Annotated in this window: 23 protein-coding genes; 7 read left to right on the forward strand and 16 right to left on the reverse strand. The window is 72.6% G+C overall.

Translation table 11 applies throughout. The annotated features are described in order from the left end of the window. Window positions 1-49 precede the first annotated feature (49 nt). The 3 genes from arc to ACWGKI_RS10570 form a co-directional block, all read right to left on the reverse strand. Window positions 50-1,705: a proteasome ATPase gene (arc, locus tag ACWGKI_RS10560; protein ID WP_452186774.1), complete on the reverse strand. Its 1,656-nt coding sequence runs from the start codon at window positions 1,703-1,705 to the stop codon at window positions 50-52. 189 nt (window positions 1,706-1,894) lie between these two features. Then, window positions 1,895-2,947, reverse strand: coding sequence for a tRNA (adenine-N1)-methyltransferase (locus tag ACWGKI_RS10565; RefSeq protein ID WP_380241373.1), 1,053 nt, complete (start codon window positions 2,945-2,947; stop codon window positions 1,895-1,897). 23 nt (window positions 2,948-2,970) lie between these two features. Further along, complete coding sequence (locus ACWGKI_RS10570) at window positions 2,971-4,092, reverse strand: site-2 protease family protein (protein WP_452186776.1); 1,122 nt, start codon at window positions 4,090-4,092, stop codon at window positions 2,971-2,973. 77 nt (window positions 4,093-4,169) lie between these two features. Here ACWGKI_RS10570 and ACWGKI_RS10575 point away from each other — a divergent pair, with 77 nt between their 5' ends. Beyond that, window positions 4,170-5,081 carry a RecB family exonuclease gene (locus ACWGKI_RS10575; RefSeq protein WP_452186778.1) on the forward strand — a complete coding sequence of 304 codons (912 nt, stop codon included), beginning with the start codon at window positions 4,170-4,172 and terminating at the stop codon, window positions 5,079-5,081. A gap of 2 nt (window positions 5,082-5,083) precedes the next feature. Here ACWGKI_RS10575 and ACWGKI_RS10580 read toward each other — a convergent pair whose 3' ends face one another. Then, a complete protein-coding gene (locus tag ACWGKI_RS10580) occupies window positions 5,084-5,806 on the reverse strand; it encodes an HAD family hydrolase (protein ID WP_452186780.1) in 723 nt (240 codons plus the stop codon). Between the two features lie 105 nt (window positions 5,807-5,911). Here ACWGKI_RS10580 and ACWGKI_RS10585 point away from each other — a divergent pair, with 105 nt between their 5' ends. Further along, window positions 5,912-6,784, forward strand: coding sequence for a PAC2 family protein (locus ACWGKI_RS10585; protein WP_380241365.1), 873 nt, complete (start codon window positions 5,912-5,914; stop codon window positions 6,782-6,784). A 20-nt stretch (window positions 6,785-6,804) separates the two neighbouring features. On the opposite strand, the gene mshC is transcribed toward ACWGKI_RS10585, so the two are convergent. Beyond that, entirely contained in the window at window positions 6,805-8,088 is a 1,284-nt protein-coding gene (gene mshC / locus ACWGKI_RS10590) for a cysteine--1-D-myo-inosityl 2-amino-2-deoxy-alpha-D-glucopyranoside ligase (RefSeq protein WP_380241363.1), read from the reverse strand. Window positions 8,089-8,150: 62 nt separating this feature from the next. Continuing rightward, the gene (locus ACWGKI_RS10595) at window positions 8,151-9,023 is read right to left on the reverse strand and encodes an undecaprenyl-diphosphate phosphatase (protein WP_452186783.1); all 873 of its coding nucleotides are present in this window, start codon (window positions 9,021-9,023) and stop codon (window positions 8,151-8,153) included. Between the two features lie 51 nt (window positions 9,024-9,074). Here ACWGKI_RS10595 and ACWGKI_RS10600 point away from each other — a divergent pair, with 51 nt between their 5' ends. Further along, a complete protein-coding gene (locus ACWGKI_RS10600) occupies window positions 9,075-10,040 on the forward strand; it encodes an aldo/keto reductase (RefSeq protein WP_452186785.1) in 966 nt (321 codons plus the stop codon). Here ACWGKI_RS10600 and ACWGKI_RS10605 read toward each other — a convergent pair. Continuing rightward, window positions 10,022-10,411: a primosomal protein gene (locus ACWGKI_RS10605; RefSeq protein ID WP_452186787.1), complete on the reverse strand. Its 390-nt coding sequence runs from the start codon at window positions 10,409-10,411 to the stop codon at window positions 10,022-10,024. The two genes, ACWGKI_RS10600 and ACWGKI_RS10605, sit on opposite strands and share 19 nt — an antisense overlap. A 74-nt stretch (window positions 10,412-10,485) precedes the next feature. Here ACWGKI_RS10605 and ACWGKI_RS10610 point away from each other — a divergent pair, with 74 nt between their 5' ends. Continuing rightward, window positions 10,486-10,737 carry a DUF5703 family protein gene (locus ACWGKI_RS10610; protein ID WP_380241355.1) on the forward strand — a complete coding sequence of 84 codons (252 nt, stop codon included), beginning with the start codon at window positions 10,486-10,488 and terminating at the stop codon, window positions 10,735-10,737. A gap of 58 nt (window positions 10,738-10,795) precedes the next feature. After that, entirely contained in the window at window positions 10,796-11,581 is a 786-nt protein-coding gene (locus ACWGKI_RS10615) for a fructosamine kinase family protein (RefSeq protein WP_452186789.1), read from the forward strand. Between the two features lie 18 nt (window positions 11,582-11,599). Here the strand turns inward: ACWGKI_RS10615 and ACWGKI_RS10620 are convergent, their stop codons facing one another. Together ACWGKI_RS10620 and ACWGKI_RS10625 are read right to left on the reverse strand one after the other, a co-directional pair. Beyond that, entirely contained in the window at window positions 11,600-12,955 is a 1,356-nt protein-coding gene (locus tag ACWGKI_RS10620; protein WP_452186791.1) for a M20/M25/M40 family metallo-hydrolase, read from the reverse strand. 37 nt (window positions 12,956-12,992) lie between these two features. After that, window positions 12,993-14,657, reverse strand: a complete 1,665-nt coding sequence (locus ACWGKI_RS10625; RefSeq protein ID WP_380241349.1) for an ATP-binding cassette domain-containing protein — start codon at window positions 14,655-14,657, stop codon at window positions 12,993-12,995. Between the two features lie 275 nt (window positions 14,658-14,932). Here ACWGKI_RS10625 and ACWGKI_RS10630 point away from each other — a divergent pair, with 275 nt between their 5' ends. Beyond that, a complete protein-coding gene (locus tag ACWGKI_RS10630; RefSeq protein WP_452186792.1) occupies window positions 14,933-15,592 on the forward strand; it encodes a nucleotidyltransferase domain-containing protein in 660 nt (219 codons plus the stop codon). Between the two features lie 5 nt (window positions 15,593-15,597). On the opposite strand, the gene ACWGKI_RS10635 is transcribed toward ACWGKI_RS10630, so the two are convergent. From ACWGKI_RS10635 to ACWGKI_RS10655, 5 genes are all read right to left on the reverse strand, one after another. Continuing rightward, window positions 15,598-16,557 (reverse strand): NAD-dependent epimerase/dehydratase family protein, encoded by a 960-nt coding sequence (locus tag ACWGKI_RS10635; RefSeq protein ID WP_452186794.1) that lies wholly within the window; start codon window positions 16,555-16,557, stop codon window positions 15,598-15,600. Beyond that, window positions 16,554-17,468, reverse strand: coding sequence for a bile acid:sodium symporter family protein (locus ACWGKI_RS10640; protein WP_452186796.1), 915 nt, complete (start codon window positions 17,466-17,468; stop codon window positions 16,554-16,556). The genes ACWGKI_RS10635 and ACWGKI_RS10640 overlap by 4 nt, the downstream gene beginning before the upstream one ends. Continuing rightward, window positions 17,465-18,916 carry a flavin-containing monooxygenase gene (locus ACWGKI_RS10645; protein ID WP_452186798.1) on the reverse strand — a complete coding sequence of 484 codons (1,452 nt, stop codon included), beginning with the start codon at window positions 18,914-18,916 and terminating at the stop codon, window positions 17,465-17,467. Before ACWGKI_RS10645 ends, ACWGKI_RS10640 begins: the two co-directional genes overlap by 4 nt. Window positions 18,917-19,042: 126 nt before the next feature. Beyond that, a complete protein-coding gene (locus ACWGKI_RS10650) occupies window positions 19,043-19,633 on the reverse strand; it encodes a GNAT family N-acetyltransferase (protein ID WP_452186800.1) in 591 nt (196 codons plus the stop codon). A 37-nt stretch (window positions 19,634-19,670) separates the two neighbouring features. Continuing rightward, the gene (locus ACWGKI_RS10655; RefSeq protein WP_380241337.1) at window positions 19,671-20,864 is read right to left on the reverse strand and encodes an AI-2E family transporter; all 1,194 of its coding nucleotides are present in this window, start codon (window positions 20,862-20,864) and stop codon (window positions 19,671-19,673) included. A gap of 221 nt (window positions 20,865-21,085) precedes the next feature. Here ACWGKI_RS10655 and ACWGKI_RS10660 point away from each other — a divergent pair, with 221 nt between their 5' ends. Then, a complete protein-coding gene (locus tag ACWGKI_RS10660) occupies window positions 21,086-21,889 on the forward strand; it encodes a hypothetical protein (protein ID WP_452186803.1) in 804 nt (267 codons plus the stop codon). Window positions 21,890-23,557: 1,668 nt separating this feature from the next. On the opposite strand, the gene ACWGKI_RS10665 is transcribed toward ACWGKI_RS10660, so the two are convergent. Continuing rightward, complete coding sequence (locus ACWGKI_RS10665; RefSeq protein WP_452186805.1) at window positions 23,558-23,893, reverse strand: hypothetical protein; 336 nt, start codon at window positions 23,891-23,893, stop codon at window positions 23,558-23,560. 641 nt (window positions 23,894-24,534) lie between these two features. Beyond that, on the reverse strand, window positions 24,535-24,945 hold the full coding sequence (locus tag ACWGKI_RS10670; RefSeq protein WP_452186807.1) for a hypothetical protein: 411 nt from the start codon (window positions 24,943-24,945) through the stop codon (window positions 24,535-24,537). Window positions 24,946-26,118 lie beyond the last annotated feature (1,173 nt).

Genomic DNA, 26,118 nt, shown 5'->3' on the forward strand with positions numbered 1-26,118 from the left:
GACAGGTACCTCGATCCTCGCGCGCGGCGTGACCGCGGGCGACGACGCGCTACAGGTACTGGCCGGTGCTCGTCACGGTGTCGATGGTGCGCGGAGCACCGTCGCCGCCCTTCTTCTGGACGATCGTGCGGATGAAGACGATGCGCTCGCCCTTCTTGCCGCTGATCCGGGCCCAGTCGTCGGGGTTGGTCGTGTTGGGCAGGTCCTCGTTCTCCTTGAACTCGTCGACGCACGCCGACAGCAGGTGCTCCACCCGGATGCCGCGCTGCCCGGTCGCCAGGAAGTCCTTGATGGCCGACTTCTTGGCACGGTCCACGACGTTCTGGATCATCGCGCCGGAGTTGAAGTCCTTGAAGTACAGGGTCTCCTTGTCCCCGGACGCGTACGTCACCTCGAGGAACTGGTTCTCCTCGTCCTCGGAGTACATCCGCTCCACGACGCTGCGGATCATGGCCCCGAGCGCCTCCGTCTGGCTGCCCCCGTGCTCCGCGAGGTCGTCGGGGTGGATCGGCAGCGCCGGGGTCAGGTACTTCCCGAAGATCTCGGTCGCACCCTCGGCGTCGGGCCGCTCGATCTTGATCTTCACGTCCAGGCGGCCGGGCCGCAGGATCGCGGGGTCGATCATGTCCTCGCGGTTCGAGGCGCCGATGACGATGACGTTGTCGAGGCGCTCGACGCCGTCGATCTCGGCGAGCAGCTGCGGCACGATCGTCGTCTCGACGTCCGAGGACAGGCCGGTCCCGCGGGTGCGGAACAGCGACTCCATCTCGTCGAAGAACACGACGACGGGGGCGCCTTGGGTCGCCTTCTCGCGGGCCCGGGCGAAGATCAGGCGGATGTGCCGCTCGGTCTCGCCGACGTACTTGTTGAGCAGCTCCGGGCCCTTGACGTTGAGGAAGTAGCTCTTCGCCGTCGGGTCCCCGCCACGGGTGGACGCCACCATGCCGGCGAGCGAGCTCGCCACGGCCTTCGCGATGAGCGTCTTGCCGCACCCGGGCGGGCCGTACAGCAGCACGCCCTTGGGCGGGCGCAGCCCGTGCTCGCGGAACAGGTCGGGGTGGGCGAAGGGCAGCTCGACGGCGTCGCGGATCTGCTCGATCTGCGGCCCCAGCCCGCCGATGTCCTCGTAGGCGATGTCCGGGACCTCCTCGAGGACCAGCTCCTCGACCTCGGACTTGGGCACCACCTCGTAGACGAACCCGCTGCGCACGTCGACCGTGAGCGCGTCCCCGACGCGCAGCGTGGTGTCGGCCACGGACCCGGCGAGGCGCACGACCCGCTCCTCGTCGGCGCGCCCGACGACGAGGACGCGCTCGGCGTCGAGGACCTCCTTGACGGTCACCAGCTCGCCGGTGCGCTCGTACCCGCCGGCCTCGACGACCGTCATGGCCTCGTTGAGCTTGACCTCCTGGCCCGGACGCAGGCCCTCGACGTCGAGCGAGGGGCTCGACTGGACGTGCATCTTGCGGCCGGCCGACGAGATGTCGACCGAGCCGTCCTCGTGGGCGGCGAGGAACGTGGCGTACGTCCCCGGAGGTTTGGCGAGCTCGTCGATCTGGCCCTTGAGCTCGACGATCTGGTCGCGCGCGGCGCGGAGCGCCTCGGCGAGCCGCTCGTTCTTCGCGGCGAGGAGGGCGAGCTGGGCGTCGTGGCTCGGTCCGGTCGGCAGCCCCGACGTGTCCGGGCGGACAGGGTTGTCGGTCATGGCATCCCCTCTCGTGCGGCCCGGGTGGTCACCTGCCCGGGCGGGAAGCGCCCCCGGAGTACAGCACCCTAGACACGAACACCGACGGCCGGGGGTTCATTTCACGGAGCGGTCGCGACGTCGCCCGACCGAGACCTCCCGGTGACCGGGCCGTGACCCGCGGCCGTCGCCCCGGGCGCTCCCCCGCGCTCAGTCCTGTGCCGTCGGCGCGTCGGGCGCGACGCCGAGGTCACGGCGCACGCGACGGATCTTCTTGTCCGACACGGCGCGCTCGCCGAGCTCCTCCTCGGACCACTCGGCGTCCGGCGCGGGGTAGGAGCCCTTGGCCGGACGACGGGTGCGCTCGGGCGGTGCCACGCCGTCCGCGAGCCGCCGGGCCGTGACCAGGAAGCCCGTGTGGCCGATCATGCGGTGCTGCGGGCGCACCGCGAGGCCCTCCAGGTGCCAGCCGCGCACCATCGACTCCCACGCCTGGGGCTCGGCGAACCGGCCGTCGGCGCGCAGGTCCTCCGCGGTCCGCGACAGCTGCGTGGCCGTCGCGACGTAGCAGATCAGCACGCCACCGGGCACCAGCGCGCGGGCGACCGGGTCGACGTTCTCCCACGGCGCCAGCATGTCGAGGACGACACGGTCCACGGTGCCGGGCTCGGCGACGGTGGGCAGCACGTCCGCGAGGTCGCCCACCGAGAGCCGCCAGGCCGGGTGCTCACCGCCGAAGAACGACTCGACGTTGCCCCGCGCGATGGCGGCGAAGTCCTCGCGCCTCTCGATGGAGTGCAGCTCGCCGGCGTCGCCGACGGCGCGCAGCAGGGACATGGTCAGTGCTCCCGAGCCGACGCCGGCCTCGACCACGCGGGCTCCCGGGAAGATGTCGGCCATCTGCACGATCTGGCCGGCGTCCTTGGGGTAGACGACGGCGGCCCCGCGCGGCATCGACAGCACGTAGTCGCTCAGCAGCGGGCGCAGCGCCAGGTACTCGACCCCCGCCGTGTTCGTGACGACCCAGCCCTCGGGCCGGCCGATGAGGTCCTCGTGGCGGAAGTAGCCCTTGTGCGTGTGGAAGGTGCCGCCAGGCTTCAGCGTGATCGTGTGCAGGCGACCCTTGGGGTCGGTCAGCTGCACCCGGTCCCCCTCGCGCAGGGGCCCCCGGCGCAGGTCGGCGCCGGTGGCCGTGCCGGTCGACGAGGGGGCCGGGTCGGCGGTCGGTCGGTTCTCGGGCGCGGCGGGATCGGCGTGGGTCACGACGGGCGAGTCTACCGGCCGCCCTACCGGCGCAGGGCGGCGGCGACCCGTGCGACGTCGAGCACGCCCGTGACGCGGCCCGCCTCCAGGACCGGCACCACCCGCGCCCCCGACGACCCGTGGGCGAGCCGGTCGAGCAGCGCGTCCCCCTCGAGGTCGGACGTGACCGCGGAACCCGGCGGGAACGGCACGACGACGGACTCCACGGGCGTGGCGTCTGCCCGGGCGGCGGGGACGTTCGCCACAGCGGCCGGGTCCACCCATCCGACCGGCTCGCCGGACGGCCCGACGACGGCCACGACGGCGCCCGGGCTGCCGGCCGCCGCCACGGAGACCCCGGCGACCGTGGTGGCCACCGGGACGACGACGGCGGGCACCGCGAGCCCGCGGGCGGACAGCGTCGCGACCCGGGCGCGCGTCTGCGCCCCCTTGATCGCGTCGCCCGCGCCGGACCACAGGAACGCGCCGATGAGCGCCGCCCACACGACCGTCACCCAGGACGGGGTCCCGCCCTCCAGGAGGGGCCACAGGAGCGCCCAGGCCAGCACGCCGATCGCCACGACCCGGCCCACCCAGCCGGCGGCGAGGGTGCCCTTGGAGCGCGAGCCCGTGGCGCCCCAGACGATCGACTCGAGGATCTGGCCGCCGTCGAGCGGCAGGCCGGGCAGCAGGTTGAAGAACCCGACGAACGCGTTGGAGACCGCCCCGGCGAACAGCAGCATCGAGGGCACCGTCCCGATCGGCTGCAGCTGGAAGGCCACCCAGAACGCCCCTGCCAGCGCGAGGTTGGTCAGGGGGCCCACCACGGCCACCAGGACCCCGTCCAGCGGTCGCCCGCCCGGACCGGTGTAGGCCGTGTGGCCGCCCCAGAGCGTCAGCGCGAGCTCCGTCACCCGGTGGCCGCGCGAGCGCGCGACCAGCGCGTGCGCCACCTCGTGCAGGAAGACGGAGGCGAACAGCAGCAGCACGAACGCGAAGGCGACCACGAGGACGCCGGTCGTCGTCATGCGCGGCGCGAACCACGACCGGACCGTCGGCGCGAACACCAGCGTCAGGACGAGTGCGCCGAAGAACCACGAGGGGGTGACGAGGACCGGCGCGCCCGCGATGCGGCCGACCACCCATCCCCGGGAGCGAGAGGTCACCCGGTCAGGCTATCCGGCGTCGGCGGCCGTCCCGGCACCCGGCCCGGGTGTCCCCGCCCGACCGTAGGGTGGCGCGCATGACGACGACCGCCACGACGGACCTGCCCGACGGGGCACCGGAGGCCGAGGCCCGGCCGCCCGCGCTGTCGCCGTCGCGTGCGAGCGACTTCGTGCGCTGCCCGCTGCTGTTCCGCTTCCGCGCGGTCGACCGCCTGCCGGAGCCGGCGTCGTCGGCGGCGGCGCGGGGCACCCTCGTGCACGCCGTCCTCGAGCGTCTCTTCGACGCCCCGCCCGGAGAGCGGACCCGCGAGGCGGCCGCGGCGCTGGTGCCCGGGGAGTGGGCACGCCTCGTCGAGGCGGAACCGCGGTACGCCGCCCTGTTCGACGCCGACGGCGACGCCGCAGGGACCACGCCCGAGCGCTGGCTCGCCCGCGCCCGCCAGCTGGTCGGCACCTACTTCACCCTCGAGGACCCGAACCGGCTCCAGCCGGAGGCGCGGGAGCTGCGCGTCGCGACACCGCTGGACGGCGGTCCCCTGCTGCTCGGAATCGTGGACCGGCTCGACGTCGCGCCCGACGGCGCGCTGCGGGTGGTCGACTACAAGACCGGCCGCGCTCCTGGCCCCGCGTTCGAGGCCTCCGCGCTGTTCCAGATGCGGTTCTACGGACTGGTCCTGTGGCGCGACCGCGGGGTGGTGCCACGCATGCTGCAGCTCCTTTACCTGGGCGACGGCCAGGTGCTCCGCGCCCAGCCGACGGAGCAGGAGCTCGAGGCCACGGAGTCCAAGGTGCGGGCCCTGTGGTCGGCGATGCAGGACGCCGCACGCACGGGCGACTGGCGGCCACGCCCCGGTCGCCTGTGCGGGTCGTGCGCGCACCAGGCCCTCTGCCCCGCGTTCGGCGGCACGCCGCCGGCGATCCCCGCGGGCGCGCTGCGCGCCCGGCTCGGGGTCGACGGACCCGACGGGCAGGAGCTCGCCAGCGGGTGAGGTCAGCGGGTGAGGTCGACGACCTCGCCGGCCGCGATCCGCGCGATCGTCGGCACGTCGACCGGCTCGAGCGACGCCGCCCGGCTGAGCCCGTCCAGGCGCGGCACGGGCAGCACCGCCTCGACGCCCAGCGTCGCGACGCCGGCCGCCCGGGCGGACGCGATCCCGGTGGGCGAGTCCTCGATCGCGACGCAGTCCGCCGGGTCGACGCCGAGCCGCTGTGCGGCGATCAGGTAGGGCTCCGGGTCCGGCTTGCCGCGCTCGACCTGGTCGCCGGTGACGACCGTCACGAACGCGCCTGCGGGCCCGCGGGAGACGACCTCCTCCGCCAGGACGGTGTAGCTCATGGTCACGAGCGCGCAGGGCACGCCGGCCTCCGCGAGGGCGGTGAGGAGCTCCAGGGCGCCAGGCTGCCACGGCACGTGCTCGCGCACCTGCTCGACGACGCGCCCCAGCAGGCGCTCGACGATCGCGTCGACGGGCAGGTCCACCCCGCCCTGGTCGCGCAGGATCGCCGCGGACACGGTCAGGTCGTTCCCGACGAGCTGCAGCGCCTGCTCGTGGCTCCACGTGCCGCCGTGCTCCGCGACGAGCTCGTGCTCCGCCCCGATCCAGTACGGCTCGGTGTCGACGAGGGTCCCGTCCATGTCCCACAGGACTGCCGCGGGCAGTGCCGGCGGCGTCGTCACAGAGGTCTGCGGGGCGGGGGCGAAGGTCTCAGGCACCCGTCCATCGTACGGACCAGGGGCCGCGCCCCCGCCGTGGCGACCGCGTGAGACGGGCCACGCGGCACGGCCTCAGACGGGCCGGGTGCTGTATACGCTGGACGAATGACGACCCAGCCGGAGCCCACCGGGCGCCACACCGCACGGCAGACCGTGATGATCGCCGCGTTCGAGGGCTGGAACGACGCGGGCAACGCCGCCACGGCCGCGCTCGGTCACCTCGCGCAGGTCTGGGACGCGGAGCAGGTGCGCGAGCTCGACCCGGAGAACTACCACGACTTCCAGGTGAACCGGCCCGTGGTCGAGACGGGGCCGGACGGGGAGCGGACCATCACCTGGCCCACGACCACGGTCTCGGTCGCCGAGCTGCCCGACCGCACGGTCGTGCTCGTGCACGGCATCGAGCCGTCGTTCCGCTGGCGGTCGTACTGCGCCGAGCTGCTGGAGCTCGCCGAGGAGCTGGGGGTGCGCACCGTCGTCACCCTGGGCGCCCTGCTGGCGGACGTGCCCCACACGCGACCCATCCCGATGACGGCCACCACGGAGAGCGACGGCATGCAGGCGGTGCTCGACGTCGAGCCGAGCACGTACGAGGGCCCCACGGGCATCGTGGGCGTCCTGCAGCACGAGGCGGACCGGCGCGGGTTCCAGGCGGTGTCCCTGTGGGCCGCGGTGCCGCACTACGTCGCGAACCCCCCCTCGCCCAAGGCGACGCTGGCGATCCTCACGCGCGTGGAGGAGCTCATCGCCGCGACCGTGCCCCTGGGCGACCTGCCCGAGGACGCCGAGGCCTGGCAGCACGGGGTCGACGAGCTGGCCTCCGAGGACGCCGAGATCGCCGAGTACGTGCAGCAGCTGGAGGAGGCCAAGGACACCGCCGACCTGCCGGAGGCGTCCGGCGAGGCCATCGCGCGGGAGTTCGAGCGCTACCTGCGCCGCCGCGACGTCGGCGGGGACAAGGGCGGCGACAAGAGCTAGAGGTTCGGCTAGAGGGTCGGCTAGAGCCGCACCCCGAGCAGGGCGTTGACGGCGCGGGCCAGCACGCCCGGCGCGCCCTCGTGGTCGTCGGCCGTGTCCCGCCCGGGCTGGAGCGCGAGCTCGGCCCAGGCGTCGACGGCGGCGAGCGCGGCGGGGGCGTCCAGGTCGTCGGCGAGCGCCGCGCGGAGCGCCGCGAGGGTGCCGGTGGCGTCGGGGCCGCCGTTGCCGGACACCGCGGAGCGCCACCGCTCCAGGCGGGCCACGCCGGCCGCGAGGTCGGCGTCGGTCCACTCCCACTCGGTGCGGTAGTGGTGCGCGAGCAGGGCCAGGCGGATCGCCATCGGGTCGACGCCGGCGCGGCGCAGCGCGGACACGAACACGAGGTTGCCGCGGGACTTGCTCATCTTCTCGCCCTGGTAGGCGACCAGGCCGGCGTGCACGTGCACGCGTGCCCCGCCGCCGCCCAGCAGGCGGTCGTGGGACGTGGACATCTCGTGGTGCGGGAACAGCAGGTCCGCTCCCCCGCCCTGCAGGTCGAACGGCAGGCCGAGCCCGTCGCGCGCGATCACCGCGCACTCGATGTGCCAACCGGGACGCCCGCTCCCGAGGGACGCGCCGTCCCAGGCCGGCTCGCCGGGGCGCTCGCGGCGCCACAGCAGCGGGTCGAGCGGGTCCTTCTTGCCCTCGCGCCGCGGGTCTCCGCCCCGCTCGGCGAAGAGCTCGGCCATCGCGTGCGGGTCGAGCCGGGCGACCTGGCCGAAGTCGGGGTCGGCGGACAGGTCCGCGTAGACGTCACCGAGACAGGGGTCCTCCCCGCCTGCGCCCGGCTCGACCGGGACGCGGTAGGCCGCGCCCTCCTCCAGCAGGCGCTCGACCGCGGCGACGACCGCCGGGACGGACTCGACGGCGCCGGTCCAGGTCGCCGGGGGCACCATGCCGAGCGCGGTCATGTCCTCGCGGAAGAGCGCCACCTGCTCGGCGGCGAGATCCTGCCAGTCCACGCCGGTGGCGGTGGCCCGCTCCAGCAGCGGGTCGTCCACGTCCGTGACGTTCGAGACGAAGGTCACGGCCTTGCCGGCGTCGCGCCACGCGCGGTGCAGCAGGTCGAACGCCAGGTAGGTGTTCGCGTGGCCGAGGTGGGTCGCGTCGTACGGGGTGATGCCGCAGACGTAGTAGCGGGCGGTGTCGCCGGGAGCCGGGTCCACGAGCCTGCCCGTGGTGCTGTCGTGCACCCGGACGGGGGTGCGGCGGCCGTCGGCCGGGGCGGGGAGCTCGGGGATCTGCGGGGCGGGCCAGGAACGCACGCGCCCAGGCTACCGGGCGTCTCACCCGCTCCGGGCACGCGCCCAGATCACGCCGCGCCCTGTCAGACGGTGGTGCCACCCATGGGGGTCAGCACACCGGTGAGCAGCAGCACGACGACCACCGCGGCCAGGCCGAGCCGGTACCAGACGAACGGCATGAACGAGTGCGTGGTGATGAGCTTGAGGAAGCCGATGATGACGATGTACCCGACGACGAACGCCACGAGCGTGGCGATGAGGGTCGCCCCCGCGCCCGGCGCGCCAGGAGCCGGGGTCTCCCCGACGGACTTGCCGAGCTGGTAGAAGCCGGACAGCAGGACGGCGGGCACGGCCAGCAGGAACGAGTAGTCCGCGGCGGCCTTGCGGGTGAAACCCATGAGCAGCCCGGCCGTGATCGTGCCGCCCGAGCGCGACACGCCCGGGATGAGCGCCAGCGCCTGCGCGAAGCCGAAGGCGACGGCCCGCTGCGGCGTCAGCTCGTCGAGCCGGCGCTTGCGGCTGCCGACCTTGTCCGCCCAGCCCAGCAGCAGACCGAAGACCACGAGCGTCGTGACCGTGATCCACAGGTTGCGCAGGGAGGTCTCGATCGCGTCCTGGAAGAGCAGGCCGAGCACGCCGATCGGGATGGAGCCGAGGGCGATGTACCAGGCCATGCGCGCCTGCGGGTCGTGCGCGCCGAACCGGGCGGCGCGGTCGCGGCCGTGCGTGCCCGTCAGGGACTTCCACCACGCGACGCAGATGTCGCGGATGGTCCGGCGGTAGTAGAGCAGGACGGCCGCCTCGGTGCCGATCTGCGTGATGGCGGTGAAGGCCGCGCCCGGGTCGTCCCCGCCCAGCAGCTCCCCCACGATGCGCAGATGGGCGCTCGAGGAGATCGGCAGGAACTCGGTCAGCCCCTGGACCAGGCCGAGCAGGATCGCTTCCCAGGCATTCACGGGCGGTCACACTACCCGGACCTGCAGGGTTTGCCGGTAGCGTGGCCCGCCATGGAGCGTCGTCAGGTAGGCCGCACAGGCCTGCGCGTGTCCGAGCTCGGCCTGGGGACCATGACCTGGGGCCGGGACACCGACGACCTGGACGCCGCGGAACAGCTGCGCGACTTCGTCGACGCGGGCGGCAGCCTCGTCGACACCGCCGCCACGTACGGCGACGGTGACGCGGAGCGTCTCATCGGGTCGCTCCTGGACGGCAAGGTCTCCCGCGACGAGCTGGTGCTGTGCACCAAGGGCGGCGTCCGTGCGGGCCGGTCGGGCGCGCGGGTGGACGCCTCCCGGGCCGGCCTCCTCGCCGACCTGGACGCGTCCCTCGCACGGCTCGGCACCGACCACGTGGACCTGTTCCTCGTCGCCTGCCCCGACCCTGCGACGCCGCTCGCCGAGACGGTGTCGGCGCTGCGTCTGGCGGTGTCCTCCGGGCGCGCCCGCTACGTCGGCCTCGCCAACCACCCGGGCTGGGCCGCCGCCCGGGCGGCGACGCTCCTGGAGGCGGACGGCACCGGCCTGAGCGCGCTGGAGCTGGAGTACTCCCTGCTGCAGCGTGGCGTGGAGCGGGACGTCGCGCCCGCGGCGGACGCGCTGGGACTCGGCCTGCTGGCCTGGTCGCCCCTCGGGCGCGGCGTGCTCACGGGCAAGTATCGGCGAGCCATCCCGGCGGACTCCCGCGCGGCGTCCGTGCACCTGGCGGCCTTCGTCGACCCGTACCTGGACGCGGCCGCGTCGTCGGTCGTCGAGGCGGTCGCGACGGCCGCCGACGGCCTCGGCCGCGCACCGCTGGAGGTGGCGCTGGCCTGGCTGCTCGCCCGCGACACCGTCGCGAGCGCGATCGTCGGGGCGCGCACGCCCGCCCAGCTCCGGGCGTCCCTCGCCGCCCTCGACCTCGACCTCCCGGCCGAGGTGCACGCCGCGCTCGACGACGTCTCCGCCCCGGAGGTCGGCTACCCCGAGCGCTGGTAGGCCTGGCCGGGCGGCTCGGTGCCGACCGACTCGTCCGGCGTCGCGCCGGGCCCCCGCGGCCCCGCGCCCAGGTCGGAGGCGAGGTCGGCGTCGAGGTCCGCGTCGAGGTCGTCCTCGTCGTCCCTCTCGTCGTCCTCGTCGTCCTCGTCCTCGTCGTCCCCGTCGTCGTCGCCGTCATCGAGGAAGAACGGCGTCACCTCCGAGTACACCTGGGCCAGCGCGTCCTCGTAGACCTCGAACGCGTCGGCCAGCACCTCGTAGGCGTCGTCGACCGCCGGGTCGTCGTCGCCCCTGCGGGTCGAGACCGCGTGGTAGTGCGCCTCCAGTGCGGCGACGAAGCGGTCGAGCGCGGCACGCGGGTCAGCGGTCATGCTCTGACGGTAGCGCCCCGGGGGGCACAATGGGCAGACGAAAATCGCTCGCGAGCACTTCGGGAGGACGGCGGATGGCTTCGACCTCGTCGACCACGCAGGCAGGCGCACGGCAGGGCACGACCTCTGCCTGGCGCAAGCACGGACAGTACGAGTTCCGCGTGCTGACGATCGACCGGGGCACCAGCGTCCCGGACGCACGCAAGATGCTCACCGACGAAGCCGAGTACGGCCGGTGGGAGCTCGCTCGCACCCGCCTCTACATCGGCGGCGAACGCCGGGTGTGGCTGCGGCGCAAGATCATCAAGGTCACGCCCACGTTCTGACCTGGCCCGTCTCCGGCCGGTCTCCGGCCGGGGAGCACGGACGGCACTGGTGGCACGCATGGCCGACTCCTTCCGCAAGTCGCGCACGCACGCGCCGCCCGGGTTCTTCGTCACCGAGGCGGCCGGGCTGCGCTGGCTCGCCGTGCCGGGCGGCCCGCGGGTCGCCCGGGTGGTCGGCGTCGGCGCGGGCCACCTCGACCTGGAACGGGTCCGGCCGGTGCACCCGACGCCCGACGCCGCGCAGGACCTCGGCCGCCGCCTCGCCGTGCTCCACCGCGCCGGGGCGGACGGCTTCGGCGTGCTTCCGCCGGGCGCAGCCGCCGGATACTTCGGACCCCTGGACGACCCGCTGCCGATGACCGACGGGACGTGGGGCGACTGGCCCGCGTTCTACGCGAACGCGCGGCTGCGGCCGGTGGTGGAGCAGGGCCGCGAGCGCGGCGTGCTCGACGCCGCCGACGCGGCCGCCGTGGCGCGCGTGTGCGGCCGGCTCGGCGCGCTCGCCGGCCCGGCGGCACGGGAGGCGCCGGCGCGCGTGCACGGGGACCTGTGGTCCGGGAACGTGCTGTGGGCGCCCGGGCCGGCGGGCGCCGCCGAGGCGGTGCTCATCGACCCCGCGGCGCACGGCGGACACCGCGAGGCCGACCTGGCGATGCTCGCCCTCTTCGGCGCGCCCTACCTCGGGGAGACCCTGGCGGCCTACGACCGGGCCAGCCCGCTCACGGCCGGGTGGCAGGGGCGCGTGGCGCTGCACCAGCTGTACCCGCTCGCGGTGCACGCCGTGCTGTTCGGCGGCACCTACGTGGACCGCACCCGAGAGCTGCTGGCTCGCCTCGCGGGCTGACCCGGACGCAGGCCGCCGTCAGCAGGTGCCCAGCAGCCGGTCCAGCACGCGGGTGCCGAACCGCAGCGACTCGGTGGGCACGCGCTCGTCGACCCCGTGGAACATGCCGGAGAAGTCGAGGTCGGCGGGCAGCCGCAGCGGCGCGAACCCGTAGCCGGTGATGCCGAGGCGCGAGAGCGACTTGTTGTCCGTGCCGCCCGAGAGCGTGTAGGGCAGCACCGTGGCGCCCGGGTCCTCCGCCAGGAGCGACGCGACCATCGTGTCCACCAGGTCCCCGGAGAACGGCACCTCGAGGGCGGTGTCCTGGTGGATGGCCTCCACCCGCACGCCGGGTCCGGCGAGCTCGCGCAGCGTCGCCATCCCCTCCTCCTCGTGCCCGGGCAGCAGCCGGACGTCCACGGTGGCCTCGGCCCGGCCCGGGATGACGTTGGCCTTGTAGCCGGCGTCGAGCTGCGTCGGATTGGACGTGTGGCGCACGGTGGCACCGACGAACCGCGCCGCCGGGCCCAGCGCGGCGACGAGGGCGTCGATCGCCTCCGGGTCCTCGCCGTCGTACGGCAGCCCGGCGAGGTCGGAGACCCCGCGCAGCAGCTTCTCCACCGTGGGGGTGAGCGTGTACGGCCACCGGTGCTGCCCGATCCGCGCGACCGCGGCAGCGAGCTCGGTCACGGCGTTCTCCGCGTTCACCTGGGAGCCGTGCCCGGCGCGGCCGTCGGCGACCAGGCGCAGCCACGCCAGCCCCTTCTCCGCCGTCTGCAGCAGGTACGCGCGCCGCCCGCCGACCTCCACCGAGAAGCCGCCCACCTCGCTGATCGCCTCGGTGGCGCCCTCGAAGAGCTCCGGGCGGTGCCGCACCGCCCACTGCGCTCCCTGGACGCCGCCCGCCTCCTCGTCCGCGAAGAAGGCGACGACCACGTCCCGGGCCGGGCGGCGGCCCTCGCGGACCATCTGCCGCACCACCGACAGGATCATGGCGTCCATGTCCTTCATGTCGACGGCGCCGCGGCCCCACAGCAGGCCGTCGGTCTCCTCGCCGCCGAACGGGTCGACCGTCCAGTCGCCGGCGGCCGCGGGCACGACGTCGGTGTGGCCGTGCAGCACGAGGGCGGGACGCGTCGGGTCCGCACCCTCGAGCCGCGTCACGACGGACGTGCGGCCGGGCGCCGGCTCGAACACCTCCACGTCGAGCCCGACCTCGGTGAGCAGCGCGGCGACGTGCTCGGCGGCGCGCCGCTCCCCCGGTCCCTCCCCGTTGCCGTAGTTCGACGTGTCGATCCGCAGCAGGTCCTGGCAGATCCCCACCACCTCGTCCTCGGCGGTGGGGGCGGGCACGGAGGGCACGGAGCTCTGCTCGGTCGTCGGGTCGCTCGTCATGCGCCCACCGTAGCGGCCGACCGGCACGCCCCCGCCGTCAGGTGCGGGAGAGGGCGCCGGAGGGGTCCAGCACCAGCTCGGCGTCCAGGCCGAGCCGGGCGAGGAACGCGCGGTCGTGGCTCACGACCAGCAGGCCGCCGCGGTACGCCGACAGCGCCTGGACCAGCTGGTCGGTGCTGGCGAGGTCGAGGTTGTTGGTGGGCTCGTCGAGCACCAGCAGCTGCGCCGGCGGGTCGGACAGCAGCAGGCGTGCCAACGTGACGCGGAACCGTTCCCCTCCGGAGAGGGTCGCGACCGGGCGGCCGGTCTGGTCGCCCCGGACGAGGAAGCGGGCGAGCCGGTTGCGCAGCTCCCCCGGCGCCACGTGCGGCGCCCCCGCCCGTACCGCGTCGAGCACCGTCTCGTCGTCGTCCAGGACGTCGAGCCGCTGCGGGAGGTAGCCCACCCGGTCCGTGAGGGCCTCGGCCCGCGCTCCGGTCCCGCCGCCGGACCCGCCGGGCTCGCTGGACCCGCCGGGCTCGCCGTCGTCGGCACGGCGCGACGACGCGACGAGCCGCTCCAGGAGGGTCGTCTTGCCCACGCCGTTCGGCCCGGTGAGGGCCACCCGCTCGGGCCCGGCCAGGACCACCTCGCGCCCGTCCGTGCCGCGCAGCACGGCGAGGCGGCGCCCCGCCGGCACCCCCGGGTCGGGCAGGTCGACGACGATGCGGTCGTCGTCGCGCACGGAGCGCTCGGCCGCCTCGACGGCGGCGCGGGCGGCCGTCTCCTTGTCGGCGGCCGCCCCGCGGCGGGCACCCTGCGCCTTCTGCGCGGAGTTGCGCCGGTCGTTGACGACGGCCTTGACGTAGCGGCTGTTCGCGGCGTCCTTGCGTCCCTGCCGTTCCGAGTGGGCGATGCGCTCCTCGGCCTCGATCCGCTGCCGCTTCTCGCGGCGCAGCGTCTGCTCGGCGTCGCGCAGGGCGGCCCGGGCGGCCTCCTGCTGCGCGGCCAGGTACTCCTCGTACTGCGCGTAGGTGCCGCCGAACGTCGTCAGGCCCCCGGTGCGCAGCTCGGCCGTCTCGTCCACGAGCTCGAGCAGCTCGCGGTCGTGCGAGACCACGACGAGCGTGCCGCGCCAGGTGCGCACGATCTCGTGCAAGCGCTCGCGCGCCCCGCCGTCCAGGTTGTTCGTCGGCTCGTCGAGCAGCGCGACGTCCGCGCCACGGAGCCGGACGCCGGTGACGGCGACCAGCATCGCCTCGCCGCCCGAGAGGGTTCCCACCGGGCGGTCGAGCACGCCGTCGGCGGACGGGAGCCCCGCGGCGGCCAGCTCCGCGAGGGCACGTTCCTCGACGTCCCAGCCGTCGCCGACGACGTCGAACAGGGCCGCCAGCCGATCCTGCGGCACCTCGCCGTCCGTGATGGCACGGACGGCGTCCACGACGTCACGCACGCCCAGCAGGTCGGCGACGGTCGCCCCGGTGTCGAGGGTCAGCCGCTGCGGCAGGTAGTCGGCGACGCCCGAGACGGTGATCGTCCCGGAGGTGGGGCGCAGGCGTCCGGCGACGAGCCGCAGCAGCGTGGACTTGCCCGCGCCGTTGAGGCCCACGAGGCCGGTGCGACCGCGGGAGAACGCGCCGGTGACGCCGGCGATCGGGGTGGCCCCGTCGGGCCAGGAGAAGGTGAGGTCGTGCAGGACGACGGAGGACGGGGTGGTAGGCACGCAAGGCTCCAGCAGGTGGCGGGACGGCGGACGGCAGGTGCGTCGACGCCGCTCCCGTGGGCCTGCTCGTGCAGGCGGGGAGCCTCGGGGTCGACGCGCTCAGGCGGTCCGGGTGCCCGTCATCGCTCGGTGTGTGCCTCTCGTCCTGGAGCCGTCCCCTCTCACGCGCGGCGGAGCCGCGGGGACGGCGTCGAGGTTCGCACACCGCCTCGCGGCGCGCAACCTCTTTCCCTTCCCGCGGCTCCCGCGGGGACGCCCGGGCCTACGATCTCCCGGTGACCCCGGCACCGTCCCGACCCCCGTGGACCGACGACGAGTTCGACCGCTGGTACGGCCCGTGGGCGGCGCGCACGCCTCACGACGTCGCCGCACTCCTGGCGGACTATCCCGGGGTCTGGTGGGTGGCAGGCGGGTGGGCCCTGCAGGCCTTCACGGGCGTCGAACGGCCTCACGAGGACATCGACCCGGCCACGCTGCGCCAGGACCTGCCGGCGCTGCGTCGCCATCTCGCTCCGAGGCTGCACACCTGGACCGCCGCGTCCGGCACGCTGCGGCCCCTGCGCCCCGACGACGCCCCCGACGGCCCAGCCGACGACGTCCTGCCGGAGGGCTGCGGGCAGGTGTGGACGCGGCGGGACGCCACCTCGCCCTGGGAGTTCGACATCCTGCTGAGTCCCGGGACCCCGCGCACGTGGGTCTACAAGCGCGACCCCGGGCTCACGATGCCGATGGCGGACGCGCTGTGGACCGCGGACGGGGTGCCGTACCTGCAGCCGGAGATCCAGCTGCTGTACAAGGCGCAGGGGCTGCGCCCCAAGGACCAGCGCGACTTCGACGCCACGCTCCCGGCGCTCGACCGGGGTCGGCGCTCGTGGCTCGCCGACGCCCTGGCGCGCACGCTGCCCGGTCACCCGTGGCTGGGCGCCCTGAGCTGACCTGCTCAGCCGCCGCTCGCGCCCTCTGCCCGCCCGCGGCGGGCCACCCACGCGTCGAACGCCTCGCGCGACGTCAGGCGCGGCTGGTAGAGCTCGGCCTTGAGCCGCGTGTTGTCCAGGACCGGGCGGTAGCGCAGGAACCCAACGCGCTCCGGGCCGTGCACCGTGAGGCGCAGGGCGTGCCCGACGCGCAGCGCGGCGGCCAGCGCCCAGGCGGGGACGTCGAGGGTGCGCCGGCCGAGGCGGGCCGCGATGTCCGCCACTGTCATCACGCCGTCCCCGCACACGTTGAACGCCCCTGTGGCTGCGCCCGTCGCGCCCGCGACGACGGCGCCGGTGACGTCGTCGACCCACGCGAACACGAACGGGCTCTCCGACCCGCGCACACGCAGCAGCCGCCGCGCCTCCCACAGCGCCGTGATCTGGTTGTCGACCCCCGGGCCCAGGATCGTGCCGATGCGCAGCACCACCTGGCCCAGCCCCGGGTGCACGACACGGAAGTGCGCCAGCATCTCCTCGACCTCGCGCTTGTGGCGCGAGTACGTGAACTCGGCGTTGCCGCGCAGCGGGTCGGTCTCGGTCAGGGGCACCGGGTTGTCCGCGTGGTACCCGTACGCGGCGCCCGAGGACGAGACCACCACCCGCCGCACGCCCGCCGCGACGCAGGCGTCCAGGACGTTCCGCGTGCCGTCGACGTCGACCGCGCGCTCGGCGGCCTCGTCCAGCGTCCCCGGGTTCACGATCGCGGCCAGGTGCACCACGGTGTCGATCCCGTGCTCGTCGATCACCCGGCGCACCGACGCGGGGTCGGTGACGTCGAGCCGGGCCCGCACCGCGCCGTGGGGCACCCGCGCCTCACGCAGGTCGCCCGCGACGACGTGCGCGACGTCCTCGTGCGCCGCCAGGGCCGCCACCGCGTGCGACCCGAGGAACCCGGCGCCGCCGGTGACCAGGACGCGCCTCATGCCGCCACCTCCTGCCGGGAGCGGGAGCGCCGCGCCCAGACGGTCGCCAGGGCCAGGCCCGCGACGATGTCCCAGATGCCCCACCAGCCGGCGACGACGGCCATGCCGCCCAGTCCACCGAAGAAGGCGAACACCAGCCCGAGACCGAGGCCGGCGTTGCGGATCCCGGTCTCGAACGTGAGGGCCTTGACCTCGCGAGGCCCGAGGCCGCCGAGCCGCCCGGTGGCGTACCCGACGCTCAGCGCCACCGCCTCGTGGCAGAACACGGCGAACGCCACGACGCCGACGTACGTGACGAAGATCGAGAAGTTCCCGACCAGCGCGGCCAGGATGAATCCGACCAGCGCGAGCAGCGAGAACCAGCGCACCGGTCGCTGCACCCGGGCCGCGAGCCGCGGCCAGCGGGCCCGGACCCCGAAGCCGACGGCGAACGGCAGGCCGATCACGAGGACGACGTCGGCCAGCACCTCCAGCGGGTCGAGGCTGACCTCGGCGAGGATCGCCGACGCCGTGGGGTGCAGCCCGCCCCAGAACGCGATGCTGACCGGCATCGCGACGATGTACACGACGTTCGCCACCGCGGTGAAGGACACCGACAGCGCGACGTTCCCGCCGGCCCGGTAGGTGAGCACCTGCGAGACGTTCCCCGGCGGGCAGCACGCCACGAGGATGAGCCCCAGGGCGAGGGACGCGCGCAGGTCGAGCGCGAGCGTCAGACCGAACGTGACCGCGGGCAGCAGGACGAGCTGGGCGACCAGCGCGAGCAGCATCGCCTTCGGGGCGCGCCGGACCACCGCGAAGTCCGCGGGGGCGGTGTCGAGCGCGATGCCGAGCATGATCAGCCCGATCACCACGTTGAGGGCCGTCATCGACCCGGGCGAGAAGTTCAGGACGACGTCGTCGATGCTCACGCGGCACGCTCCGCGGCAGCCGGGCCGGCCGGCGTGGCGTCGGGCGCGACGTCCGGTGCGGAGTGCTGGTCGCTACCGCGTGGCGCGGGTGCAAGCTCCGCCGCCAGCCGACGCACGGTGCGCCGGTAGGCGTCCTTGTTCACGTAGTAGCTCATGCGCTCGAGCCCGAGGTACCGGTAGCCGCCCGTGAGATCGGGCCACGGGTCGGTCAGCCGGCGCCGGAACCGCGCGGCCCGCTCCGCCGCCGCGGCGTCCCCGCCGTCCCCGCCTGCCTCGGCGGCGAGGTAGCGCGCCACCAGCTCGGCCTGCTCCGCGCGGCCCTGCCAGCCGATGCCGGACGCCTCGAGCATCCCCACGACGAACAGCCCGTTGGCCGTCGGCGGGACGATGTTGCAGAACAGCCGCGGCGCGGTGCCCGAGCCCGGGCCGGCCCAGGCGAGGTGCTGCGGGTCGAGGAACGGGTAGTCGAGCCGGTAGCCCGTGGCGAGCAGCACCAGGTCGTACTCGTCGCTGCTGCCGTCGGCGAAGTGCACGGTACGGCCCTCGAACCGGTCGAGGTCGGGCCGCACGCGCAGGTCGCCCTGCCCGGCGTGCTGCAGCACGAGGGAGTTCACCACGGGGTGGGACTCGTAGATCTTGTGGTCCGGCTCCGGGAAGCCGAAGCGGCGCGGGTCCCCGTTGAGCAGGCGCAGCAGGCGCGAGTCGACGGCCTGCTTGACGCGGGCGGGCAGAGGCCGACCCTGGTTGAGGGTGTCGGTGGGCCGGCCGAGGAGGTAGCGCGGCACGAACCAGTAGCCGCGGCGCACGGACAGGTCGACCGACGCGGCCCGGTGGACGGCGTCGACGGCGATGTCGCAGCCGGAGTTGCCGCCCCCGACGACGAGGACGCGCTTGCCCGCGAACACGTCCGCGCTCTTGTAGGCGCTGGAGTGCAGCAACTCGCCGTCGAACGTGCCCGCGAAGGTGGGGACGTTCGGCTCGGCGAGCGTGCCGTTGGCGATCACGACGTGGGAGTAGGTGCGCGCCACGGGCTCCGCCGCTGCCGACCCGTCGGGCTCGGTGGGCTCGGACCGCACGACCCACCCGCTGCGCCCGGTCGCGTCCCCGCCCGCGGGCTCGACCGCGACCACGCGGGTGCCGAAGCGGTAGCGCTCCCGCAGCCCGAAGACGTCGGCGTAGCGGCGGAAGTACCGCAGCAGCTCGCGGTGGCTCGGGTAGTCGGCGCCGGAGTCCATCGGCAGCTCGTCGAACTGCGTCGTGGTGCGCGAGGAGATCAGGTGCGCCGACTCGTAGACCGTCGACCGCGGGTTGTCGATGTCCCACAGGCCGCCGACGTCGTCGTGCGCCTCGTACCCGTCGAACGCGAGGCCGGCGCGGTCCAGCGCCCGCGCGGCGGCGAGGCCGGAAGGGCCTGCCCCGATCACCGCGACCCGTCGTTCCAGCCCCATCGCCAGCCTCCTTGCTCCCGGCGCGCGCCCTGCGTGCCGACACTGCGCGCCGTCATGGCGCGCACGGAGTGTACGGGTGGGCGGGGGCGGGCCCCAAAGCGCGGGGCGCCGCCCCCGGGGAGGCGGTCAGGACTCGTCGGGCCAGGGCTCGTTCGGCTCGCGCGGGTCGCCCGGCACGTAGGAACCGACCCACGTGTCCTGGAGCACGCCGCGCTGCGCGCCGAAGCGGCGCAGCATCCCCTCGTAGCGGAAGCCGAGCTTCCAGGCGACCCGTCGCGACGCCCAGTTCCCGACGTTGGCGCGCCAGCGCACGACGCCGAGGCCGAGCCCTTCCGGGTCGACGGCCCAGTCGACGACGAGACGTGCCGCGGCCGTCATCAGTCCCTGACCGCGCGCCTCCGGCGCGCACCAGAACCCGAGCTCCCCGGCCGGCTGGACGCCCGGCGCGCCCTCCCGCGACATGCCGACCATGGCCAGCACCGGTCCGTCATCCTCACCGGGTGCGCGCACCGCCCACGTGAAGTCCTTCTCCTCGGCCCAGCCGTCCGCGACGAACTGGTCCACGAACCCCTCGGCGTCGGCCCGCGTGTACGGCGACGGCACCGTGGTCCACCGCGCGATGACGGGGTCCGTGCAGATCTCGGCGATGCGGTCGACGTCGGCAGCCGTGGGCACGGACAGGCGGACGCGGTCGGTGGTGAGGACGAACGGCTCCATCCGGGCATCGTGGCACGTCGGCCCGGGCGGTCTCACGCTATTTGTCCGGAGTCTCCTCCGGGGCGTCCGCTGCTCCCCCGCCGGCCTGCTCGGGGTCGGTGGCGGGCGGGTGGATGACGGGTGCCACGGCCATCGGCCCGCTGCCGAGCCCGACGGGTTCGTCCAGCTCGGGGTGGTCCCGGTCCCCGCGCAGGGTGGAGAAGACCGTCCAGGCGACCGCCATGAGCGGCACGGCGATGATCGCGCCCAGGATCCCGGCCAGCACGGTGCCTGCCGTGACGCCGATGCCGATGACCAGCGGGTGCAGCGCGACCTGCTTGCCCATGATGAGCGGCTGCAGCACGTGCCCCTCGAGCTGCCCGATGAGCGCGATCCCGATGGTGACGATGAGGGCGGTGACGATGCCGTTCGCCGCGAGCGCCACGACGGCGGCGATGATCATGGCCAGCGGCGCGCCGATCAGGGGGATGAAGGCGCCGATGAACACAAGGACGGCCAGGGGCGCGGCGAGCGGGACGCCGAGGATCGTCAGGAGGATGAACGCCAGGACGCCGTCGGTGAACGCGATGATCACGGTGCCGCGGGCGTAGCCCGAGAAGCTGTACCACCCGGCGCCCGCGGCGGCCTGCCAGCGGGAGCGGTGCTGCTCCGGGAGCTGGCCCAGGAACCAGCGCCACATCTTGCCGCCCGACGCGACGAAGAAGACCGTGCAGAAGATGGACAGGGCGAAGACGGCGAAGCCCTCGAACACGGACCCGGCGCTCTGCGCCGCCTGGCTGACGAGCGAGTCGGCGTTGTCCGTCAGCCACTGCCGGCCCTGGTCGATCCACTCGTTGATCTGGTCGAGGGTGACGGACAGGCCGAACGGACCGCTCTCGAGGTACTGGAGGATCTGCTGCACACCGGTGTCGAACTGCCCCGCCAGCTTCTCCCACTGCCCGGCCACCGACGCGACGACGTACGTGATCAGGCCACCGAGCACGAGGAACGCGCTGAGGATCGCGAGCGCGGTCGCCAACGCGCGGGGCATCACCTTCGCGTAGAGGTCTGCGACGGGGTTGAGCACCGAGGCGAAGACGAGGCCGAGGAACACGGCGACGAAGACGAGCTGGACCTGCACGGTCGCCCAGAACACGAGCGCGACCGCTGCTGTCAGGGCGATCAGGCGCCAGGACCACCCCGCCGACGTCCGCAGCCACGCCGGGACGTTCTCGTTCGAACGCTTCGCCACCCTGCACCTCTCTCGCGGTCGTCCGTCCAGTCTGCCGCACCGCGCCGCAGGACGAGGGAGGTCGCGCCCGGGGCGTCGCCGTCGCGGGCGCCGCAGGGTCTCGCTGGGTGCCGGAGGGTGAATTGCGTCGCTGGCGACCCGGGCGCGCTGCGCTCCTGCGTGGACGGGACGACGATGGGCTCACGCCCGAGTCCCGGAGGCGTCGGCGAGAGGAGCCCGCGATGGCGGTCGCACCGTCGGAGCCCAGGGGAGCCAGCAGGACCGGCGTGCCCTCGTACGACGCCGAGGAGCTCGGCGCGCTGCTCGCCCTGCTCCCCGACGTCGACTCCGTGGAGCTCAAGCTCACCGTGCCGGCCGTCGACCACCGCCGCGTGCTCGACCGGCTCGGCATCGACGCGCTGGACGCGACGATCCGGCAGGTGGCCTTCGTCGACACCCCCGGCCTGGACCTGTCTGCCGCGGGCCTGGTCGTGCGGGCGCGGCGCACGCAGCGCAAGGACGGCGACGTCACCGTCAAGCTGCGGCCGATGCTGCCCGCGGACGCCCCGCCCCAGGCGCGGGACGCCGACGGCTTCAAGGTCGAGGTGGACGCCTCGCCCGCGGGCTTCGCCTGCTCGTGCTCGCTCACCCGGAGGGTGCCCGACCGCGAGGTCCGGGCGCTCGTGGCGGACGCCCGTCGTCTGCGGGACCTGCTCGATCCGGTCCAGCGCGCGGTGTTCGACGAGCGGCTCCCGGCGGGCCTGTCACCGGCCGACCTGCGCGTCCTCGGCCCGCTCTCGCTGCTCAAGGTGAGGTTCGCACCGCCTGAGCTCCCCCGCCGCATGGTCGCCGAGCTGTGGTTCCTGCCCGACGGCGAGCGCGTGCTGGAGCTCTCGAGCAAGACCTCCCCCGCCACCGCGTTCCAGGCGGCGGCGGAGACGAAGGTGTTCCTCGCGCGGCACGGGGTGGACCTCGGCGCCCCGCAGGAGACGAAGACGCGGGCGGCCCTCGCCGCGCTCGTCGCCGGGCATGAGGGCCAGGGGTGAAGGGTCCTCCTGGCTGCGGATCGCGCTTCTGAGCCTGGGGTGAGCCTCGGCCCACCGGCCCGTGCCCCGTCGGACGAGCCGCACGCGACAGCGGCCAGCCGCCCGAACAGCGAGACGCCCCCGCGATGTGGATTCGCGGGGGCGTCTCGATCCGCTGTCTCATTCGGATCCCGCCGACGCTCACGCGCCGGAAGTCTTCCCCGATCCTACCCGGCCCGGGCCCGCGCGTTGCCCCCGACTGCTCAGGCGCCTCCACACCTCCCGCCGTGAGGCGCTCCACGACGCGCAGGGAAGCTCGCGGGCGCAGTGTCGCCACGCAGGCCCGGCCGCATCACACGCATCGTGGCTGCAGGTATCCCCAGCCGATTCATTCTTTCCAGGCTTCAAGTTGTTCACGGCAAACCTCGCGAACCACATGCCGTCGATACCGTCTCAACTGGCACACGCATCACGTCTGCAGCAACCTCGGCTCGGCGCGACCTTCTCCTGGGGAACTTCCTGTCGGCGCATACCTGTCACGCCGCTGATCGCACGCCGACCACATCCGCCTCGCCAGCAGCGCCGACCAGATCAGGTCCCACAAGCCGCCGACGATGAACCGGCGGTGCGGTTTCCGACCGCCTGCCAACCATCCACCTCCCACCACGACGCTGGCAGGCGCTGCCAGCACAAGTGCTATTCGATACAGCGCAGGCGAAGACTTCAGCGATCTACGCCCCTCCATGAAGTCCCAGTGCGGTACCCACAGACGATCTCCTCCATCACCGTGCGGTGAGCAGCATGCGCCACACCCGTCGGGTTGGCCACCCGATGTGAACGGCGTGAACCGCTCCCGCTGCCCACAGGTCAACACCGCGGGTCCCCAGCCCAAGTCCAGGATCGAAGACGCGGATCATCGAGATCCCAGCGCAGCGCTCAGGCCCGTCGCTCCCAACATGACACAAATGGTCGAACAGATCACAACTGTAAGTCGCGGCCTGAGCCCACCCGTAGCAGACTCCAATCTGTAACGAACGTTTGGCGCGACCAAACGATCCACCAAGGCGTCAAGCCAGGCCGCGATTCGCGCATTAAGCACAAGCCCGACAACTCCGAGCGAAAGAATAAGGGACAACGCCGCGATCAAAAGCGCAACCATCGTTCACAGCCCTACTTCCAGTAAAGGTCTATCCGGCTCCGTATGCACACCGCTCCCACAGCACCAGTATGCGCAAGCACTTCGAGTTCAGCCGTCAATAGTTCCCGATGAGCGGAGCCCAGACAACCGCGCACGTCTCGTAGCGCGGTCCAGGTACGGCTCATTTGCTGAACGGACAATCCGTCCCGTCCTAGGGTCGACCTGAACTAGATCCTTGCGGTGGCGCGGATATGTCGTGTAGCCCATTCGGATTTCCTTCTGCTCTTTCACGTAAGTCCAGGGGTAAACAATTACCAAAATGAACACACAGAAAATCGCCGCCGCCATGAGCGCCATCAACCACGGAGAAGCCATGTAACCTGCCGAATTAGTCACAACCCCACCCACAAACATGCTGATGACACAAAGCCCGCCCACTAGTCCCGAAGCGATTGTCCACCGCCCAAGAGTTACCGCGGCTGGGCCCTTCGCGGTCTCCACCTTGCCCCCAAAGACGCGCTCAGTCATTCCTTGTTCCCGTGATGTCGGCATCATGCTTGCCCCTTGCCCTTGCGCGCCACCCGAAGCCCCGGTGTTCCGCGAAGCTCGACCGGCACGAACCAGCCCGGGCGCGCAAACTCTCGCTCGAACCAAGCCCAAACCCAAAGCACCAAGGTCGCGAAGAGTGCACTTCCGCAAATGACTAGCTGAAACTCCAAGAACTTCGCGCCGAGCACACCGATGAGAACAAGAACGATCGACCAGACGGCCATAATCATCAGGTACGGCATCCGTGAGCGCAGATGGGCAGCGGCCGCCGTGAGGTCACCGTTATGCATGGCCCCCGCCACGACCTCAACGCGGGCTGGTCGACCCTTGCCGTACATGCGCCCAATGATTGACAATGCCCCCCAGCCAGCCGCAAAGAGTCCGGCAAGCCCTGCAAACACAAATGGTAGCCGGAACGGGATTGTGGCCGCGACCTCAGCAAATCTATCCACTAGAACCAGCCTTCCTGTCGCATCATTTCCCGTAGTTTTGCTCGAGGTTCGTCCAATACTTCGCCGCCCCGCCCAGCACGCTGGTGGACGGTGTCGTCGTGCACGTCGCCGAGGACTACTGCGCCCACCTCCGTCAACCCACAGAGTTCAGCACCGACCTTCGCACGGATATTCGAAATGCGACTATTCGTTCTCGGGGTTCGCACATCTTTGACAACGCCATAGAATTGCTGGTTTCGCTCTACGACTTCGGCGCTCCCCGTTCTTCGCTCCATCAATCCAGCGCTTCCTCTAAGAGTGAGTAATCCGCGCAACCTTCAGAGTGAATTACTCGCGCCCCCTCCAAGCCACGAACTGACCCGTCGTGGCCGCCCCCTCCGAGACCTTCGACAGCTCACCCTCCGCATCCCACGCCAGTGTCTGCGCCGGCCTGCCAGCCACCGCGCGGCCGCTCACGCGTAGTTCACCTACTCGCCCCCTCACCGAGCACGGACTGCTGAACCCTCATCTGCGTTGAGCGGTCAGTTTCACTTCCCGGATGCCATGAGACGCTCGACGAGATGATGCCAGTCCCAAACTGCAGCAGGCTCCAAATCACGGACCTGCTCTTCGGTTGCCGGCTCCATCTTGCCCCGATGGTAGATCCTCGATCTACCGGTAAGCACGTCTCGAACGCTATATGGCGGCGGCCACTCGTCGTCCGGGTCCGCACTGGCGTCCATCCCGACAGCGGGCACGCCCTCCGTGCGTAACACGTCCTCGTAGACACCAACGACAAACTCGTACTCACGGGCCCCTATTGGCGGGCACCCAGGGCGGTCAGACCTTGACGAATAGAACGCCACAGACGCATCTCTCAACACTCTCCCGTAGGCATATCTTCCGTCAGGCAATGCAATCTGAATAACCGTCCCCGGTTCCGGAGCCTGGCTCCTCATGGTCCCCCAACCTCGTTCCATGCTGATTCCATGCACATTTGAAGCTGTGGATTCAGCAAACTTACCGCGTTGATAGCATTAGCCAACACATCCTGTTCCCAAAAGTGCTCAATGAGCCGTTTCTCTTGCCCGCGAACTGCGGCATCACAACTGGATTGGTCGAGCGGTACCCGATCAAATGGCTTTGTCGTTGAACGCGTCACGTGCGTCGCCACGAGCTAGATGCCGGAGCGGTTCTCGGTGCAACTTGTGCGATTAACGTACACCTGGCGCGTTGTGGGTCGATTTTGATATTGGCCTGAAAGGTCTTTTCCAGTTTGACGCACCATCGCCGAATGCCCAACGGCCCAAGGACTGGCCTGAGTCTTCGATGGCGGCAGCATCGGTATCGCGATGTAATGCAGCACGGAACGGCCGCCACATCCTTCAGCCAACCGTGGCATCTCATGCCACAAGGCCGCTCGACGTGACAACTCGACCAGATCGCACGAACGCACCTTCCCTGGTATTCGACTGTGAATGCCGCGAGCTCGATTGCGAGCCGCCCGGAAACTACCGCGACGACCGTTGCCCGGGGAAGACGGCGAGCGGGTGAAAGCTGCGCGGCCCGCCGCGACCTCAGCACGGGCGAGGAGCATGGTCATCGAGTGCAGGAGGAGGGCCACCTGAGCGCCGGGCCTCTCAGACATGGGGCTACTCCTCCGGCCGCCTGCCACCCACTTGCCAAGCCGCCCAGGGGGCCGGAGCAGCGCCGTCCGGCGGCCCACACGAGGTTCCGTCGAGCACCCCCACAATGAGCCTCATCGCCCGGTGGGTACGGCGCCGAGAAGACCGCCAAGGCGACCCCGGTGGACGGGTGGGTTTCGCGCCTGGATCGCCCCGGAGAAATCCTTGGCCCGCTGGCACCGCGATCGCTGCCACTCTCGCCCCGTGGTCGATTCGGCGCTAGAGGGCCCGCCCAGGCAGCAACGCGGCCGACGACGATGGCGCTCGAGTCGATCTCCGTGCGTTGCGCGATTCGACCTCCATGACCGTCCTCACACGGAGGAACTGCTGTGTTGCCCCGAAACCGCAGAAGGGGCGCCCCCCCCCGGGGTGGGGGGGGCAGCCGTTGCGGCCAGGATAGACACCGAACGGGGGTAGGACGACAGAGCCATAGGGGGGTTGAACGGG

The organism is Isoptericola sp. NPDC055881, assembly GCF_053615895.1.

Coding starts and splice junctions, on each gene's coding strand:
- arc (WP_452186774.1), bottom strand. CDS start 1,705: ATGACCGACAACCCTGTCCGCCCGGACACGTCGGGGCTGCCGACCGGA.
- ACWGKI_RS10575 (WP_452186778.1), top strand. CDS start 4,170: ATGACGACGACCGCCACGACGGACCTGCCCGACGGGGCACCGGAGGCC.
- ACWGKI_RS10585 (WP_380241365.1), top strand. CDS start 5,912: ATGACGACCCAGCCGGAGCCCACCGGGCGCCACACCGCACGGCAGACC.
- ACWGKI_RS10600 (WP_452186785.1), top strand. CDS start 9,075: ATGGAGCGTCGTCAGGTAGGCCGCACAGGCCTGCGCGTGTCCGAGCTC.
- ACWGKI_RS10605 (WP_452186787.1), bottom strand. CDS start 10,411: ATGACCGCTGACCCGCGTGCCGCGCTCGACCGCTTCGTCGCCGCACTG.
- ACWGKI_RS10610 (WP_380241355.1), top strand. CDS start 10,486: ATGGCTTCGACCTCGTCGACCACGCAGGCAGGCGCACGGCAGGGCACG.
- ACWGKI_RS10615 (WP_452186789.1), top strand. CDS start 10,796: ATGGCCGACTCCTTCCGCAAGTCGCGCACGCACGCGCCGCCCGGGTTC.
- ACWGKI_RS10620 (WP_452186791.1), bottom strand. CDS start 12,955: ATGACGAGCGACCCGACGACCGAGCAGAGCTCCGTGCCCTCCGTGCCC.
- ACWGKI_RS10635 (WP_452186794.1), bottom strand. CDS start 16,557: ATGAGGCGCGTCCTGGTCACCGGCGGCGCCGGGTTCCTCGGGTCGCAC.
- ACWGKI_RS10645 (WP_452186798.1), bottom strand. CDS start 18,916: ATGGGGCTGGAACGACGGGTCGCGGTGATCGGGGCAGGCCCTTCCGGC.
- ACWGKI_RS10650 (WP_452186800.1), bottom strand. CDS start 19,633: ATGGAGCCGTTCGTCCTCACCACCGACCGCGTCCGCCTGTCCGTGCCC.
- ACWGKI_RS10660 (WP_452186803.1), top strand. CDS start 21,086: ATGGCGGTCGCACCGTCGGAGCCCAGGGGAGCCAGCAGGACCGGCGTG.
- ACWGKI_RS10665 (WP_452186805.1), bottom strand. CDS start 23,893: ATGTACGGCAAGGGTCGACCAGCCCGCGTTGAGGTCGTGGCGGGGGCC.
- ACWGKI_RS10670 (WP_452186807.1), bottom strand. CDS start 24,945: ATGAGGAGCCAGGCTCCGGAACCGGGGACGGTTATTCAGATTGCATTG.